The 16,150-nt window shown below is 30.2% G+C and carries 14 protein-coding genes; 2 read left to right on the top strand and 12 right to left on the bottom strand.

What is annotated here, in order from left to right; genetic code table 11:
- Positions 1 to 73: 73 nt before the first annotated feature.
- The 4 genes from L1S46_RS19710 to L1S46_RS19695 form a co-directional block, all read right to left on the bottom strand.
- Positions 74 to 1,420: an FIST N-terminal domain-containing protein gene (locus L1S46_RS19710; protein WP_238900804.1), complete on the bottom strand. Its 1,347-nt coding sequence runs from the start codon at positions 1,418 to 1,420 to the stop codon at positions 74 to 76.
- A 267-nt stretch (positions 1,421 to 1,687) separates the two neighbouring features.
- Positions 1,688 to 2,983: a homoserine dehydrogenase gene (locus tag L1S46_RS19705; protein ID WP_011968877.1), complete on the bottom strand. Its 1,296-nt coding sequence runs from the start codon at positions 2,981 to 2,983 to the stop codon at positions 1,688 to 1,690.
- A 205-nt stretch (positions 2,984 to 3,188) separates the two neighbouring features.
- On the bottom strand, positions 3,189 to 3,794 hold the full coding sequence (locus tag L1S46_RS19700) for a DUF975 family protein (protein ID WP_238900803.1): 606 nt from the start codon (positions 3,792 to 3,794) through the stop codon (positions 3,189 to 3,191).
- Between the two features lie 58 nt (positions 3,795 to 3,852).
- Positions 3,853 to 4,551, bottom strand: a complete 699-nt coding sequence (locus L1S46_RS19695; protein WP_238900802.1) for a DUF554 domain-containing protein — start codon at positions 4,549 to 4,551, stop codon at positions 3,853 to 3,855.
- Positions 4,552 to 4,870: 319 nt separating this feature from the next.
- On the opposite strand from L1S46_RS19695, the gene rpsD reads away from it, so the two are divergent.
- Positions 4,871 to 5,467 (top strand): 30S ribosomal protein S4, encoded by a 597-nt coding sequence (gene rpsD / locus L1S46_RS19690; RefSeq protein ID WP_238900801.1) that lies wholly within the window; start codon positions 4,871 to 4,873, stop codon positions 5,465 to 5,467.
- A 70-nt stretch (positions 5,468 to 5,537) separates the two neighbouring features.
- On the top strand, positions 5,538 to 6,245 hold the full coding sequence (locus tag L1S46_RS19685; protein WP_077828803.1) for a hypothetical protein: 708 nt from the start codon (positions 5,538 to 5,540) through the stop codon (positions 6,243 to 6,245).
- Positions 6,246 to 6,379: 134 nt separating this feature from the next.
- Here L1S46_RS19685 and aspS read toward each other — a convergent pair whose 3' ends face one another.
- The 8 genes from aspS to L1S46_RS19645 form a co-directional block, all read right to left on the bottom strand.
- Positions 6,380 to 8,179, bottom strand: a complete 1,800-nt coding sequence (aspS, locus tag L1S46_RS19680) for an aspartate--tRNA ligase (RefSeq protein WP_238900800.1) — start codon at positions 8,177 to 8,179, stop codon at positions 6,380 to 6,382.
- A gap of 31 nt (positions 8,180 to 8,210) precedes the next feature.
- On the bottom strand, positions 8,211 to 9,464 hold the full coding sequence (gene hisS / locus L1S46_RS19675) for a histidine--tRNA ligase (protein WP_023976277.1): 1,254 nt from the start codon (positions 9,462 to 9,464) through the stop codon (positions 8,211 to 8,213).
- 59 nt (positions 9,465 to 9,523) lie between these two features.
- Positions 9,524 to 10,951: a coproporphyrinogen III oxidase gene (locus L1S46_RS19670; protein WP_011968871.1), complete on the bottom strand. Its 1,428-nt coding sequence runs from the start codon at positions 10,949 to 10,951 to the stop codon at positions 9,524 to 9,526.
- Between the two features lie 45 nt (positions 10,952 to 10,996).
- Positions 10,997 to 11,593 carry an MBL fold metallo-hydrolase gene (locus L1S46_RS19665; RefSeq protein WP_238900799.1) on the bottom strand — a complete coding sequence of 199 codons (597 nt, stop codon included), beginning with the start codon at positions 11,591 to 11,593 and terminating at the stop codon, positions 10,997 to 10,999.
- A gap of 12 nt (positions 11,594 to 11,605) precedes the next feature.
- Positions 11,606 to 12,055 carry a D-aminoacyl-tRNA deacylase gene (dtd, locus tag L1S46_RS19660; protein WP_011968869.1) on the bottom strand — a complete coding sequence of 150 codons (450 nt, stop codon included), beginning with the start codon at positions 12,053 to 12,055 and terminating at the stop codon, positions 11,606 to 11,608.
- A 31-nt stretch (positions 12,056 to 12,086) separates the two neighbouring features.
- The gene (locus L1S46_RS19655) at positions 12,087 to 14,303 is read right to left on the bottom strand and encodes a bifunctional (p)ppGpp synthetase/guanosine-3',5'-bis(diphosphate) 3'-pyrophosphohydrolase (RefSeq protein WP_023976280.1); all 2,217 of its coding nucleotides are present in this window, start codon (positions 14,301 to 14,303) and stop codon (positions 12,087 to 12,089) included.
- Between the two features lie 344 nt (positions 14,304 to 14,647).
- Positions 14,648 to 15,166, bottom strand: a complete 519-nt coding sequence (locus tag L1S46_RS19650; protein WP_011968867.1) for an adenine phosphoribosyltransferase — start codon at positions 15,164 to 15,166, stop codon at positions 14,648 to 14,650.
- A 90-nt stretch (positions 15,167 to 15,256) separates the two neighbouring features.
- Entirely contained in the window at positions 15,257 to 16,132 is an 876-nt protein-coding gene (locus tag L1S46_RS19645) for a DHH family phosphoesterase (protein WP_023976281.1), read from the bottom strand.
- Positions 16,133 to 16,150 lie beyond the last annotated feature (18 nt).

The following is a 16,150-nucleotide window of genomic DNA, read 5'->3' as shown; positions in this document are numbered from 1 at the left end:
ATAGCCTCGCTTCAAAACATTGTAATATTCCATAAAAGTATATATTTAAATTTCTTATTCTTTTGTTCTTTGTTTATTTTCCTGTCTTTAAATTAAAAATAAGCATTGTAGACGTATCATTTATATGACCTATATATTGTTCTCCATAAGCTGAAAATCCTATAGTAGGAATATCTTTAAATATTTTAGCATATTCATCTGACAAATTTTTCTTTTTTAATTCCAAAGTTCTATGTATGCATTGAAAATTTATAATCCCATCAATTTTTCCTAATTCGCTAGCTTTATTTTCAATTGTCCTTCTTGTATCGTCAATAATATTTGTAGCTTTTAAAAGTTTAACCTCCATTCCTTCAAGTATATTACAATAAAACATCATACTTGTCCCAATAACTCTTTGAGGTGATCTTATGAAGAAATTATTTTCTTCAATCATCAATCCTAGTGGGTTACTCATAAAATATTTTGAAATTTCTTTAATATTATCAGCTTTCACAGCATCTGCATATTCCAACGCAGCTGGTCTATTATTAAATTCAATTACTTGTCTTCTCTCTTCGTCCACTTTATTTGCAACGAAGCTATAATCCAAAGATTCAAAACTTTGTGTTTTTATAACACTAAACTCAGCATCATCGCTTATCTTTATTAAAATTAAAGCTACTGAATCTGTAGAAGTATATCCATTTACAGAAACATAGGTCTCTACGAACTCATTGTTATCCGCAGCTGAACCACCAACAAAGAACACATTAGTCCTATCACCTATCAGATCCATTATTTTTTCCTCTTTCATGCTTAATCCATCTATTAATGTTATACCAACAAATTTTTCTGAGCTCATATTATATAAACTTTCTTTATAGTATTCTTCAAAAGAAGTAAAAGCAGGCTCTAAATTTAAATTTTTCTTTATATTTCCAACCAATTCAACTTTTATATCAGAAATAATATTAGAGTTAATAGCCATTGCAACAATGGAATTATCCAATATTTCTCCGCTTGCAAGTTCTCCTGCCGTAGAGCACCCTACAACAATACATCCCTTAAATTCTTCTTCCATAAGTAAACTTATCTTTTGTTGATTATAATTAGAAGATGCAAAAAATATTACTAATTTTATGTCGTTAATATTTAATTGATTTTTTATATCCTTTACTGCATCCTCCTCCGTTATTTTACTTGAGGATGATGATCTTATACTTTTTTCAATATTATCCAAATTATTTACATTTAATTGCCTAGCAATATCAAGAAGTTTATTAATTATTGTCATATCATCTGGAGAATTTATATCAAATTTATTGGGATTAATTCCTTTTAGAATTAATTTAGCTATAGTCATTTCCATAATAGCAGGATTCCCCTTTGATCTTTGTTGAATGATTTCGTCAATCATCTTTTTTATTTTTCCGGGCAAAAATGACCACCCCTTTCTTTCCACTAAATAAATAATCTATTATTCAAATCGACTCATATATTGTCCAATTTTTCAAATATAAAGTAATTATAACATATTTTTTCTATATTTTACTTAATTTTCGTATCATATTTTTTAAGATTTTTCAAAAAACTTTTAATTAAAAAAAATGCCACTTATTACATTTAATAAGTGGCATTAACATTAATCTTTACTAGAATATTACCTATTTTTCCAACAAACGAAGCTGTACGTTCAGGCTAGAATTTATTTAAAATCCTCTATTCTTATTATGTTATCTATTTTGTAAACAGATTTTAAGCTAGTAATTTCTTCAACCGCACCATCAATTTGAGCCTCACTAGTTCTGTGAGTAACTAATACAATAGTTACCTGACCATCTTCTTCGTCACCTTTTTGTATCACAGACCTTATACTTACATTATGTTTTCCAAGTATTGCAGTAATTTCTCCAAGAACCCCTGATTCATCCAAAACAGTTGCTCTTATATAAAATTTACTTTCAACTGAACCCATGTCTAAAATTTCTCTTTCCCATAGGTTATTCTTTACTACTGGATTCGGATTTTCTGTTTCAACATTATTTCTTACAATAGAAACAATATCACTCACCACCGCACTGCCAGTTGGAAGATCTCCTGCTCCTCTTCCGTAAAACATTAAATCTCCTACTGCATTTCCTCTTATAAATACAGCATTGTATGAATCATAAACATTCGAAAGCGGGTGTTTCTTCGGAATCATTGTAGGATGAACTCTAAGTTCAACTTTGCCATTAGTTTCTTTTGCTATAGCAAGTAATTTAATTCCCATTTTAAATTCCTTAGCATATTTCATATCAACAGCTTCAATTTTTGTAATTCCTTCTCTATATACATTTTTCACATCTATCTTTGACCCAAAAGCTAATGAAGCAAGTATTGCTAATTTATATTGTGCATCATAACCTTCAATATCTGATGTAGGATCAGCTTCAGCATATCCTTTTTCTTGCGCTTCCTTTAATACATCATCGAAATCAGCACCTTCAAGTTCCATCTTACTTAAGATGTAATTAGTTGTTCCATTTACTATTCCATAAAGAGTTTCTATTTTATTTGCAGTTAAGCTTTCATCTATTCCCTTTATAATTGGAATCCCCCCAGCTACACTAGCCTCATAACTAAACATAATTCCGTTTTCATCAGCTTTTTCAAAAAGTTCATCTCCACCAGTTGCTAATAACATTTTATTTGCAGTTACTATATGCTTTTTGTTTTCCATGCATCTTAGCATATACTCTCTAGCGGGTTCCATTCCTCCCATGACTTCAACGACAATTTTAATGCTACTATCTTTTAATATTTCATTAAAATCAGTTGTTACAAGTTCGTCCGATATTTCAATACCTCTTGGTTTATTTTTATCTCTAACAAGAACTTTTGCTATTTCTACTTCATATCCACATCTTTTCATAATTTCTTCTTTGTTAGAGTTTAAAATCATCCAAACACCACGACCAACATTCCCCAATCCTAGTAGTGCTATTTTTACTTTTTTCATTCTGCGCCCCCCTTAAGTTACGACTATTATAAATAATAGTATACGTATTTATTATAATTCTTATATTAATTTTTGGCTATATTTTTTTGTCTAATATTTCGTACGTCAAATAAAAAATTATTACTTATAATTCCACTATTCGAAAATGTTTTCTCAATAAAAAAATATTTTATCATGTTATGTAGCTGCAATTTAAATAAGAAAGTTACTTTTTTATCTCTAAATAAAAATTGGCACGAGTTACTTGTTGATATGCATATATCCATAAGACTCCTATTCCAAAAGTCAGAATTGACATAATCCACCACCCAACAAAACTTAACTCAAGGAGTAACAAGCGAATCTTATATCCCCTCATAATTGATAGACTCTGCTTTAAACATTCTATTATAGACTTATTGTTATCTTCACATAATATGAAGAACGCTTGTGAAAACATAAGCGAGACTATAATACCAGGGATTATCAAAAACATTGTTGCAATAGATACAGTTAAATTAATCAATATCCATAATCCTAAGGTCTTAAAGTAAATATTAATGCCTACAAATAAATCATTAAACTTTTCCTCATTATTACTGAATGCCAAATTTAATACAAATTTGCATGTTCCTAACGTAGCCATTCCACCTAAGAAAACACTAACACATTCACCAATAGCAGTAAGAAGACCTCCATCTGGTTGAAGCAACTTCATCGCAACGTAAAATCCACTTATTATTATTAAACTTACAAATAAAGTTGTTATTGCTATTCCCCATTTTCCTTTTAATTGTTTTTTCGACTTTCTCTTTAGTTCAGATATCTTCATTCTAAATCCTCCAATCAGAAATTGTAACAATATTATATTCTATTAAAATCCAGTCAACTTATTTTAAAAAAAATCCAAATATAATTGGTAAAAATATTCCTGGCAACAAATTTGCAACTTTAATTTTACTTATCCCAAGCATATTAAAACCAAGTCCTACGATTAACAGACTTCCTACTGCTGACATATTAGAAATTACATTATCAGTGAGTATTGTTGAAAGTCCTCCTGCAAGCAAAGTTATACTTCCTTGATATATAAAAATTGCGACTGATGATAGCATTACACCTACCCCAAGAGATGATGCAAATATTACTGATGACACTCCATCTAATATTGATTTAGCAAAAAGGGTTGAGTTATTTCCTTGTAATCCACTTTCAAGAGACCCCACCACTGCCATTGCTCCAACGCAAAATAATAAGCTAGATGTAACAAATCCTTCTGATATGGATATTTTATCGTTAGAATTATTTTTCCTTTTTCCATTTATTTTTCTCTCAATCATATTTCCCAAATCATTTAATCTTCTATCAATATCTATAATTTCTCCTATAAGAGCACCTAGTGCAATACAGATTATTATTTGCAATGTATCTTTTCCCTTGAGAGCACCAGATATACCTATGTATAATACACATAAGGCTAAACCATTCATTATTGTGCTACTAATCTTCTCAGTTAATCTACCTTTTACTATTAACCCTATTAAGCACCCACCTATTATTGCTAACGAATTAACTATTGTTCCTAACATTTTTCTTCCCCCAACTTTTTTATTATTTTATTTTCCGATTAATTATAACATATATGACTTATTATCCCTACTTTGCGATTTATAAATAAGGAATTTAATTTCATGAATTTAGCTAATTAAACTCAATTACCAAAAAATACAACGTGTCAAATAAATTATCTTGTACAAACTAATTTATGAAATCATTAATATAGATTTCTAAATAATATTATTCCATTGGAATAGAAAACATTAAGATAATTTTCATTCGTATATTATATTTATTGTATTATTTTAGGTTAACTTTTATCAAAGCAAGACCTTATAGGAGATGATAATTATGGCAAGAATGAGAGAACCTAGATTCAAGTTGTGTAGACGCTTGGGATTAAATGTTAGTGGACATCCCAAAGCTATGAAAAGAGCCAACAATGGCAGTGCTAGAAACTCAAAAAAGCTCTCGGCTTATGGCCTTCAACTACTTGAAAAGCAAAGACTCAGAGCATACTATGGTGTAATGGAAAAACAGTTTGCCTCCTATGTACGAAAAGCGTTAAAAGATAAAGAACCTACTGGTTATGCTCTAATAAAAAGGTTAGAATGTAGATTAGATAACTTAGTTTACAGACTGGGCCTTTCGTCTTCTATTGCACAAGCTCGCCAAATGGTAGTTCATGGGCATATTTTAGTTAATGATAAAAAGGTAGATATTCCTTCTTATGAAGTAAATATAGGTGATATAATTTCTTTAAAAGAAAAATCCAGAAATAATGACTTGTTTAGGGATACTTTTTTATCAAATACTCTTAATACCTATCCGTATCTAACCAAGGATCAAGATAATTTTTCAGGAACTCTTATAAGATACCCTTTAAGAGAAGAAGTTCCTATTGAAATCAATGATTCATTAATTGTAGAATTCTATTCTAAACTCTAACATAATTAATCATAAATTTAAAATGTATTTTTTTAAATATTATGATAACATCGAGAGGAGGAATTTATCATTGGAATTTAATATAAAACAAAATACTCTTGAAAAAAGACCTTATAGAAGCTTTTCTTTTTGGAAAGAAAAAATTCTAAATGAAGAAAATTTATGGGAGGGTTATTTTGATAATAAAGAGATAACTAACACCTCAAAAGTAATTTACACTGGAATTTTTGATCTTGAAAAAAACATTCTCCAATGCGGTTGGGCTGCTTATCCTTGCGGCTATAGTCTATTAGGATTTTTACAACATGTATTCTTGCCAACATCTTTTTTTACTTGGTTTGACCGTAAATCTGATGGTTTCTTTATTCCAATATCAGATTTTGATACTGTTATTAATGAAACTTTAAAATACAATGATTCAAATGTAGATTTAAATTCTTTAAATTCAATAAAAAATTCATATGATATTTTAAATAATCTTTGGGACTGTGATTCTGAATCATTAAAACAGGAATTAAAATCTTTTTCTAAAAAGTTTAATGATACTTGGAATAACATTCCTAACCAAAGGCTATTCATAGAAATTTTTGATAACCCATGTGATATATTTGATTTTGTAAAGGAGTCTATATCGTGGGAATCAAAAGAATTCATAGAAGAGGATATTTCTATGAGCTTAGAGGCTCTTAAATTTGCCTGCGATAATGCAGTTGAAGAACCACTATTAAGCAGGAGGCTCATTGATATCCTAAATACTAATGCACCAATACTCTTCTAATAATAACCAATTGTAAATTGAAACAAGACAATTAAAAGTCTTATCTATATAAATTAATCCTATATAATAATATAAACTTAAATAAAAACTCTTATACTTTCATTCGTATAAGAGTCTTTTATAATTAATTAATTCTATTCTTTATCATTTTTTTCTTCTTTTGGTAGTATTGCTATGCCAAGTTCAGTTAATTGCTTTTCATCAACTATATTTGGTGCTTCACTTAAGTAACAATATGCATTTTGATTCTTAGGGAATGCAATAACATCTTTGATATTTTCTGTTCCTGCTAAGAACATAATCATTCTATCAAGACCAAATGCTAAACCGCCATGTGGTGGTGGCCCAAATTTAAATGCTTGTAATAAGTATCCAAATCTTTCATTTACTACTTCATCTGTTAGTCCAAGTGCTCTAAACATTCTTTCTTGAAGAGCTGTATCATGAATTCTTATAGAACCTCCACCTAACTCTTCACCATTTAATACTAAGTCATAAGCCTTAGAACGTACGTTTCCTGGATCTGATTCGATAAAATCTAAATCTTCATCCATTGGTGCAGTAAACGGATGGTGACAAGCTTTATATCTTTCTTCTTCTTCACTATATTCAAATAGTGGGAATTCAGTAATCCATGTGAAATTAAATTCATTCTTATCCTTAATCAAATCAAATTGCTTAGCAAGTTCTAATCTTAACGCACCTAAACTTTGGAATACCACTGAATTTTTATCTGCTACTATAAGTATAGCATCTCCAGTTTCAGCATTCATAGTTTTTACTATAGAATTCGTTACATCATCAGTTAAGAACTTAGCTATTGATGATTTAACACTATCTTCTTTAATTTGAATCCAAGCAAGACCTTTAGCCTTGTAAGTCTTAACAAACTCCCCTAATTTATCTAAAGGCTTTCTTCCAAGGTCTGCTCCACCTTTTAAACATAAAGCTCTAACAGATCCACCAGCTTCTATTGCTGATTTAAATACAACAAAATCTAAATCCTTAACATCTTCTGTTATATTAGTTATTTCCATCCCAAATCTTAAATCTGGTTTATCAGATCCGTATTTTTCCATAGCATCTTTAAATGTCATTCTTTTTATTGGAAGCTGAACATCTACACCTGCTACTTTTTTAAATACATGAGCAATTAGCCCTTCGTTTACTGCAATTATATCTTCTTGTTCTACAAAACTTAATTCCATATCAACTTGAGTAAATTCTGGTTGTCTATTCGCTCTTAGGTCTTCATCTCTAAAGCATTTAGCTATTTGATAATATCTATCAAATCCAGATACCATTAATAACTGCTTAAATATTTGTGGTGACTGTGGAAGCGCATAAAACATTCCAGGATAATTTCTTGAAGGTACTAAGTAATCTCTAGCTCCCTCTGGAGAACTCTTTGATAAAATAGGAGTTTCTACATCTAAGAAGTTATTTTCTTCTAAATAATCACGTATAGCCTTTGTAGTTTTACTTCTAATCTCAAATATTTTGTGCATATCAGGTCTTCTTAAGTCTAAATATCTATATTTTAATCTGATATTTTCTGCAGCGTCCAAATCTTCCTTTATATATATTGGTGGAGTTTCTGATTCTGAAAGTATCTTTATAGATTCACATTTTAATTCAACAAAACCAGTTGGCATGTTTTCATTAACGCTTTCTCTTTTAACAACTTCCCCTGTTACTGCTAAGCAGTATTCAGATCTTACTCCTTTTGCCTTTTCAAAAGCTTCTGCATTAATTTCCTCACCAAATACAACTTGCATTATACCTGTTTTATCTCTTAAATCAATAAATTCAAGTGCTCCAAGCTTTCTGTTTCTTTGAACCCATCCCATTAATGTTATTTTTTTGCCTACATGTTCTTCTCTAGGTTCACCGCACATCATTGTACGTTTTAATCCATTTAAAGATTCACCCATTACTAAAATCCTCCCTTAGTTTAACTTATTCTTATTTAACTATTTTAGCTATTTCCATCAAGTCTTCTAATGAAACTTCAAAAATCTCACCATCACTCATTCTTTTTAAATTAACTTTTCTATTTGTTAATTCATCTTCACCTAAAATAGTAGTAAATGCTGCTCCTAATTTGTTTGCATACTTCATTTCAGCTTTCACGCTTCTACCCATGTGATTTATCTCACACTTCACACCTAAAGCCCTTAAATCACTAGCCAGCTTAAAAGCATACTTACTTTCTGCTTCTCCTCTAGCACCAATATATAAATCAAATAAATTTTCTTTAGGTATTTCTATATTTTCTTTTTCTAAAGTCATAATTAATCTTTCAACACCCATACCAAATCCAACTGCTGGCATATCTGGTCCACCAAGTTCTTCTATAAGCTTATCATACCTTCCTCCTCCACATACAGTAAAATCAGAAGTTAAAATTTCAAATATAGTTTTTGTGTAATAGTCTAATCCCCTTACGATGCCTGGATCTATTGTATATGGAAGTCCTAAGATATCTAAATATTCTTTAACTTTATTAAAATGCGTACTACACTCTTCACAAACATAGTCCAATATTATCGGCGCATTTTTAGTAATTTCATGACATTTCTTCTCTTTGCAATCCAATATTCTCATAGGATTTTTTTCAAATCTATCTTTACAAGTATCGCAAAGTCCATCATAATTATCAGCTAAAAATTTCTTAAGCGCTTCATTATATTTAGGTCTACAACTTGGGCAGCCTAAATTATTTATATTTAAACTTAAACTTTTTAATCCTAATTCTTTTAATGTATCCATAGCGACTGCTATAACTTCTGCATCCATTGAAGCTGCATTTGAGCCAAACACTTCTAATCCACATTGATGAAATTGTCTAAGCCTTCCTTTTTGGACATTTTCATATCTAAACGCTGGTGTAATATAGTATAATTTTGTTGGCTGAGCTTCGTTAAATAATCTGTTTTCAACAAATGCTCTTACTGCTGATGCAGTTCCTTCTGGTTTCAATGTTATACTTCTATCTCCCTTGTCATTAAAAGTATACATTTCTTTCTGAACTATATCTGTTGTATCTCCAACACTTCTTAAAAATAATTCTGTGTGTTCGAACATCGGAGTTCTAATTTCTCTAATTCCATATGTTTTAGCAACCTTTCTAAAGGCACTTTCTATATAATGCCACTTATAGGCATCTTCAGGCAACATATCCTTGGTGCCTTTTGGTGCTTGCATTTCAATCGCCATTGATCTTTTCCTCCTATTTGACTAAACAAATTTACAATATTCTAATTTATTACAGTTAATTATGTATACAATGTATCAAGCAACGCTTTCTTTTTCTCAATCATTTCATCAATTCTAGATACATATTCATGAAGATCTTTTAAGTTTGGAAATCTTTCAAGTCTATCTTCCTCTAAAAATATCACTTTACTTACAGCTGCTGCTCCCAGTGCAATTACTGTTTGTTTTTCCTCAATCATTTGAATATTGTATATACATTCTTTGCCTTCTTTAGCATAACCTAAATTCTCCATATTTCCAACCATATTTTTTTGCCTATACATATAATATGGTGAAATACCTAAATTTTCTGCCAGATTCCTACTTTCTTCATACATTTTTATAATTTCATCTTGAGACGTAATTTGTATTCCTTTTTTCAAGATAAATTCTTCATACATTCTAGACCCTCTTTTAAGCGCTAGGCCATGAACTGTAATGCTATCAGGTTTTAGTTTTATTAACTCATTCTTAGTATGAATAACATCTTCATGCGTCTCACCTGGAAGTCCTATTATTATATCCATATTAATATCATCAAATCCAAGTTCTCTAGCCATTTTAAATTTTTCTTTTATATCTGCTGAAGAATGAGTTCTACCAATTAAATTCAAAGTTTTATCATTCATTGTTTGGGGATTAATACTTATTCTATCTACTCCATACTCTTTCATTGTCTGAAGTTTATTTCTAGTAAGCGTATCTGGTCTTCCGCATTCAACCGTAAATTCTTTTATATTATCATCCTTAATAAAACAATTATAAATTTCTTTCATGATTATGTTGAACTCTTCATCACTTACTGATGTTGGAGTACCGCCACCAAAATATACTGATTCGATATTAAGTTTTCTTTCCTTCACATATGAACTCATACCTTTTATCTCTTTAATAAGTGCCTCTATATATGGCGTCACCATCTTTTTGTAAACACCTATAGGGTTCGAAGTGAATGAGCAATATAAACATTTTGTTGGACAAAATGCCATGCCTATATATATAGCTATAGTATTTTTATCCTTATTAACTATTTTTTTCTCAGCTTTTGCCACATCTATACAAAGTCTAGCTTTATCCTCATGAGCCAAGTATTTTTCTTTAAATATTTCTATCACTTCATCTTCAGTATTGCCTTCTTCAAGCAATTTTAACGCTATTTTAGATGGTCTGATTCCAATTAATATTCCCCAAGGATAAATGTCATGAGTTACATTTCTAAGGCACAGAAAAAGAAATCTTCTAAGAGAATTTTTAATATCTTCTCCTAAAGATTCTTCTACATAATAATTATTATATTCAAACCTTAAGGTTTTCTCATCAATATAAACCATATAATCTGCATCTTCTGCACCCACAAATTTAATTTCCCTCATTGAGTAATATACATTAAATAATTGGTATACTTCGTATCTAAATTTAAAATCATTTAAACTAACTTTAACTTCCATCGTTTCTCCCCTTAAAAATGTGCAAATTAATGCACATTTTTATTTTTATAAGAATGGATTATTCCTTTTTTCATATCCTATTGTAGATGCTGGTCCGTGTCCCGGATAAACTTTAACACTATCTCCCAAAGGCAATAACTTTTCCTTTATATTTTTTATAAGCTGTGCTCCATTCCCTCCTGGAAAATCACTTCTTCCAATAGATCCTTGGAAAAGAGTATCTCCTGTAAACAGTTCATCATTTACTAGGAAGCATATACCACCTGCTGTATGCCCAGCTGTCTCTATAACTTTAATTATATTATTGCCTAAAGATACTGTATCTCCTTCTTTTAAATATTTTGAAGCTTTTGGCAGTGATCCAAATACAAACTCGTCATTTTTCATATATTGTTCTTCATTTTCACTTATATAAAAAGGAATATTGAGTTTATTCATTAACTCAATAACTGCTCCCACATGATCCATATGTCCATGTGTCAAAAGAATAAATTTAGGCTTTCCATCCAACCTACTAATCTCTTTTTCTATCGAATTCGGCTGCCCGCCTGGATCTATAATTGCAAGTTCCTTGGTGCCTTCATCCATTATTAAATAACAATTTTCTTCATACATTCCCGCTATTAATGTTTTTATAATCAATTTGAATTCCTCCTAAAAATTTCTCTTACTATCTAATAATATGGTAACAGGCCCATCATTATTAATTTTGACCTTCATGTCTGCTCCAAATTCTCCACATTCAACTTTTAAGTTTGATGTCTTAAGAAGATCTAAGAATTCTTCATACAGCTTTTTAGCCTCTTCTCCACCTTGTGCTTCCATAAAATTGGGCCTTCTTCCTTTTCTACAATCACCATACAATGTAAACTGAGATATCACAAGTATTTCACCTTTAATATCCAATAGTGACAAATTCATTTTATCATTTTCATCATGAAACACTCTCAAATTGATAATCTTATCTTTTATATATTTTAGGTCTTCAAAAGTATCATCCTTAGATATTCCTATTAATACATTAAAGCCTACACCTATTTCACCAATTATATCTCCATCAACACAAACGCTAGATGAGCTCACTCTTTGTACAACTGCTCTCATGTTATCTCACCTTTCTGATATATATAAGATTCTAACTATTTACTCTATATACATCTGTCACACCTTTTAATCTTTTAAGTCGCTTCATTAAATCCTTCAGACTATCGACAGATGTAATTTTTATTTTTACATTAATTAGTGCCGATCCTTGCTTTGCTAAATTCGCATTTACAGCACTTAACTGTAGTTTAAGCTCTGTTATAACACTCATTATATCTGCTAGCAATCCATCTCTATCATCAGCTACAACTTGAATTTCTGCAAAATAAGATGTACCTTGTGCTGATCCCCAATTAACTTCTACTACTCTATCTTTATCTGTATCTATAAGGTTTTGCAAATTACTGCAATCACTCCTATGAACTGATACTCCTCTACCTTTAGTTATATATCCTAAAATTTCATCTCCAGGAACTGGACTACAACACTTAGCAAACCTGACCATAAGATTACTTTCACCTTTTACTGTTATTCCATATCCATTAGGTTCTGGTTTTCTTGCTGTTTTTGCAATTTGTTCCTCTATATTCTTATTTAAAATTTCCTTATTTTCTTTTTCCTTGTTTACCTTATCTACACCTATCCCATTGTCTTCCTTCAATCTTGCAATAAGAGTAGATACAGAGAATCCTCCTATACCAATTAAAGCATATAAATCATCCATAGAATGAATATTATATCTTTTCACTAATTTTTCATAAAAATCCCCTTTAGCAACGTCAGCATAGTTAACACACTGTTTCTTTAATTCCTTTTCAAGAAGTTCCTTGCCCTTTAGCATATTTTCTTCTCTTTTAGCTTTTTTAAACCAAAGCTTTATTTTGCTCTTAGATTGATTACTTTTTGCAATGTTTAACCAATCCATATTAGGTCCCTTAGCATTAGGCGAAGTTAAAATCTCTACAATTTCTCCTGTCTTGAGAGTATAATCTAAAGGAACTATCTTACCATTAACCTTAGCACCTACGCACTTATTTCCTACATCAGTATGTATTCTATATGCAAAATCTATAGGCGTAGCATTACTACATAAATTTATTACAACACCTTTTGGAGTGAATACAAATACTTCATCTGAAAACAGATCTATCTTAAAACCTTCAATAAACTCTTCAGCATCTGATGTTTCTTTCTGCCATTCCAACATATCTCTAAGCCATACTAGCTTCTTTTCAAAATCTTTTTGCTTATCTTGCTCTCCTTTGGCGCTATCTCCCTCTTTATACTTCCAGTGAGCTGCAATTCCATATTCTGCTGTTTTATGCATTTCAAAAGTTCTAATTTGAATTTCAAAAGTTTTGCCTTGTGGTCCAATTACAGTGGTATGTAATGATTGATACATGTTTGGTTTAGGCATTGCTATATAATCTTTAAACCTTCCTGGAATTGGCCTATAGATAGTGTGTACTATTCCAAGGACACCATAACAATCCTTAACAGAATGCACCAAAACTCTAATAGCCGTTAAATCAAAAATTTGCTCTATGCTTTTATTCTTACTAACCATCTTTTTGTAGATACTATAAAAATGCTTTGGTCTTCCATCAATATCCGATTCAATTCCAGAATTTCCAAGCTTTTGTTTTAAATCATTTACTATATCGTTTATGTAAGTTTCTCTTTCTACTCTCTTTTCGGCAATACTATCTACTAATTCATAATATTCTTTTTCATGTAAATATCTAAAACATAAATCCTCTAATTCCCATTTAATTTTAGACATACCCAGCCTATGCGCTAAAGGCGCGTAAATATCCAATGTCTCTTTTGCTTTGTTTTTTTGCTTTTTTGCTGGCATAAATTTGAGAGTTCTCATATTATGTAATCTATCTGCCAATTTAATAATTATTACTCTTATATCCTTTGCCATAGCAAGCAACATTTTTCTCACATTATCAGCTTGTTGCTCTTCTTTAGTTTTATATTCCATTTCTCCAAGCTTAGTAAGCTTCGTAACACCTTCTACAAGATTAGCGATTTCTGCATTAAAGAGGCTGACTGTTTCATCATAAGAAAACTCCGTGTCTTCAATTACATCATGCAATAATCCAGCTACAATAGTATTAGTATCCATACCTAACTCAGCTAGAATTTCAGCTACTGCTATCGGATGAATAATATACGGTTCACCCGATTCCCTTTTTTGGTCCTTATGAGCTTTTTCAGCAAAATCATATGCTTTTTTTACCATTTCAACATCAACATTATTACAATTCTTATCAATCTTTTCCAGTAATTTATCAATCATAAGGATTACGCTCCTTCTATATTAATTCATTTGAAGTAAGTATCTAAAACAAAACAACAGATTAGAAATTACAGTATAATTTTTAGGCAGATAATTTAGTAAATACTGATTCTTAGCGTCAGTCAATTTATCAGCATAAAATACAATCAAATTAATAAAGTATCCTGAATTCCGCTCCGCTTTTTTGAATATACCTAAATTCAAAGGCTGGTTTAATAACCAGCCTAACTTTTTAATAATTATATATTATTTTAGAATTATTTTCAACAATACATTTAAAAGAAATGGAATCCTTACCAATTATAATGCCCAGAAACAACTCTTAAAATACCTAAAACCACGACTTAGATGTCATATTTAACTAATGATAGTACATCATATCCTTCTAATTTATCTTTTCCTTTTAATTCTGTTAGTTCTATTACAAAATCAAGTGAAGCAACTATTCCACCTGCTTGTTCTATTAATTTAGCAACACCTTCTACAGTCCCCCCTGTTGCTAATAAGTCATCTACAACAGCAACTCTTTGACCTGGTTTGATTGCATCTTTATGAAGTTGAAGCTGATCTTCTCCATATTCCAATCCATAATTAACTGATATGGTTTCTCCTGGTAATTTTCCTGGCTTTCTTACTGGAATAAATCCTACTCCTAAAGCATATGCCACAGGAACTCCAAAAATAAATCCTCTTGCTTCAGGCCCAACAATCAAATCAATTTTTTTATCCTCTAGATGTTTAACTATTCTATTAATAGTTTCCCTTAACGCTTCTCCATCAGCAATTAATGTTGTTATGTCCTTAAAACTAATTCCTTCTTTAGGAAAATTTTCGATTACCCTTATTTTTTCTTGTAAATCCATTTTAACTCCTCCATAGAATTTAATTTAATATATCATTTATGATTCAATATCAAACAACTAATAATTAATAAATATTGCTTTACTATTTCATTAACTTTCCATATAGCTTATGGAATTATTTGTTTTAAGTCTATATAAATATTTAACAATTTGATCAGCTCTATCTTTATCATTTGTAGTTAAGAGCTCTAAGACAATTCTAGCATTATCCATAACACCTACCGCACCTATAGGCGGAATTATGAATTCAATTATATTATTTATACCATCATTATTAAACTCTTCCAAACTGTTAAATTCTATTATTGATCTCAATCCATTATTATTAGTATTCATCAGGAACTTATTTCCTTCTTTAATTAGTACTCCATTTTCTCCTTTTGATGGTACCTTTGCCCACTGAATACCTATAAGTATTAAATCTAAATATTTATTTATACTTTTCATATTATAATATATAGCAATAGCTTGCATAAGCTTAAAAGTAAGTCCACTTGTCGATAAGTTCTTATATCTGTATTGGCACCCCTTTTGGTTAGGATTTATATAAATATAGTCATTAACAAGATCACTTTCTTCATTTTCAAGAATAATTAAATCAATACCTAATTTTTTGCATAGCTCAACTTCTTCTTTAGATTTTAATCCAACACCTAAAGTTATTAATAGTTCAGCACCTAAAAAATCTACGTTATTTTTTATATCTACCGAATTTATTCTAGCATCAGCTTCTTGCCTATCATATATTAAATATTCTACATCAGCATTTAAATATCTTAAAACAAGAATTAACGATGAAACTGCACAAATCCCATCGACATTATATGTACCATAAACAACTATTTTTTGTCTATTATTTACCGCCAAAGCTAATCTCTCTATTGCTTTGTTCATACCCTTAAGTATAAATGGGTTATATCCACTAATATAATTTGGACAATATATACTTTCCCAGAATTTACGCATGGTTTATTCCTCCATAAA

It is taken from the genome of Clostridium sp. YIM B02500 (assembly GCF_022324665.1).
Lineage (GTDB): Bacteria > Bacillota > Clostridia > Clostridiales > Clostridiaceae > Clostridium > Clostridium beijerinckii.
This window is presented reverse-complemented; position numbering and strand designations above follow the sequence as displayed.

Coding starts and splice junctions, on each gene's coding strand:
- L1S46_RS19705 (WP_011968877.1), bottom strand. CDS start 2,983: ATGAAAAAAGTAAAAATAGCACTACTAGGATTGGGGAATGTTGGTCGT.
- L1S46_RS19700 (WP_238900803.1), bottom strand. CDS start 3,794: ATGAAGATATCTGAACTAAAGAGAAAGTCGAAAAAACAATTAAAAGGA.
- L1S46_RS19695 (WP_238900802.1), bottom strand. CDS start 4,551: ATGTTAGGAACAATAGTTAATTCGTTAGCAATAATAGGTGGGTGCTTA.
- rpsD (WP_238900801.1), top strand. CDS start 4,871: ATGGCAAGAATGAGAGAACCTAGATTCAAGTTGTGTAGACGCTTGGGA.
- aspS (WP_238900800.1), bottom strand. CDS start 8,179: ATGGGTGAATCTTTAAATGGATTAAAACGTACAATGATGTGCGGTGAA.
- hisS (WP_023976277.1), bottom strand. CDS start 9,464: ATGGCGATTGAAATGCAAGCACCAAAAGGCACCAAGGATATGTTGCCT.
- L1S46_RS19670 (WP_011968871.1), bottom strand. CDS start 10,951: ATGGAAGTTAAAGTTAGTTTAAATGATTTTAAATTTAGATACGAAGTA.
- dtd (WP_011968869.1), bottom strand. CDS start 12,055: ATGAGAGCAGTTGTACAAAGAGTGAGCTCATCTAGCGTTTGTGTTGAT.
- L1S46_RS19655 (WP_023976280.1), bottom strand. CDS start 14,303: ATGATTGATAAATTACTGGAAAAGATTGATAAGAATTGTAATAATGTT.
- L1S46_RS19650 (WP_011968867.1), bottom strand. CDS start 15,166: ATGGATTTACAAGAAAAAATAAGGGTAATCGAAAATTTTCCTAAAGAA.
- L1S46_RS19645 (WP_023976281.1), bottom strand. CDS start 16,132: ATGCGTAAATTCTGGGAAAGTATATATTGTCCAAATTATATTAGTGGA.